The sequence below is a fragment of the Tidjanibacter massiliensis genome (genome assembly GCF_900104605.1).
In the GTDB taxonomy this organism is placed as follows: domain Bacteria; phylum Bacteroidota; class Bacteroidia; order Bacteroidales; family Rikenellaceae; genus Tidjanibacter; species Tidjanibacter inops.
In genome coordinates this window covers 1-871 of sequence record NZ_LT629953.1, presented here as the reverse complement: position 1 = coordinate 871, position 871 = coordinate 1, and the positions used below count along the sequence as shown (strand labels likewise).

General features: G+C 47.9%; 2 protein-coding genes. Both read left to right on the top strand.

Going from position 1 to position 871, the window contains the following annotated elements; translation table 11 throughout:
• The first annotated feature begins 91 nt into the window (after positions 1–91).
• Positions 92–595 (top strand): hypothetical protein, encoded by a 504-nt coding sequence (locus tag BQ5361_RS00010; protein WP_071424833.1) that lies wholly within the window; start codon positions 92–94, stop codon positions 593–595.
• Positions 596–645: 50 nt separating this feature from the next.
• A partial coding sequence (locus BQ5361_RS10430) for a hypothetical protein (RefSeq protein ID WP_399270624.1) occupies positions 646–871 on the top strand: 226 nt, incomplete at its 3' end.

Below are 871 nucleotides of genomic sequence, written 5' to 3'. Positions count from 1 at the left end.
TCGCTATCGACGCTGAAGCGGTGGGCAATACGCCGCTCTATAACCCTTATTCGGGAAAGGAAATTCCCGACGAAACAAAATAAACGAAATCATGACAACATTCAAGAAAGGACAGCGGGTCTGGTGGGACGACCCGATCTGCGAGAAGTCCGGCGAATACGAAGTGCTGGATTCGCAAGACGAAATCAATGCAGGCAAACCGGAAAACGAGCGTATCATCCGTATCGGTGGTGGAGAGAGCACATGGGATGTCCCGGCCGACTATCTGACAATCGTATGTCCGATCTCGGACGAAGATCGTCAGCAACTCAAACAACAGGAGTACCGCAATCGATTGCGTGACAAAGAACTGACAGAACACATCCGAAAACTTGTCGTTCAGTTCGAAGACCAAAATTTCGAAACCGAAGGCCACTCCGTCCTAATCAGCGACGAATACCACGACGCCTGCTACGTGTACGGATTCCGAGTGAACGAAGATGTACTCTATGCTCTGTTGGATTACGACGACGGCAGACTGCGGACGGTACCGGTTTCTGACCTATGCGTCGTGGAACTGTTCGACGCTTTTTGGCTGTTGGTCCAAAACGCTTAAATCCAAGAAACGGCAAAATACGATCATAACAAGGTTATATAATCAATTCTATGAAAACAAAATTTTTGTGCTACAGCCGCACGAACCACAATCAGGTCGTCTGGCATTACGCTGAACTGGAAAAAGTCGGCGAGGGCGTATACACCTATCTTCAACAGAAGGATCAATATCGTGAAGAGGACGATATGATTGCCATCGTCCTGCAACTGGAAGACGTCTTTTTCGAATACGGTACTTACAATCGTCGATTTCTCGCTGATAAGGATGTAGTCGCTA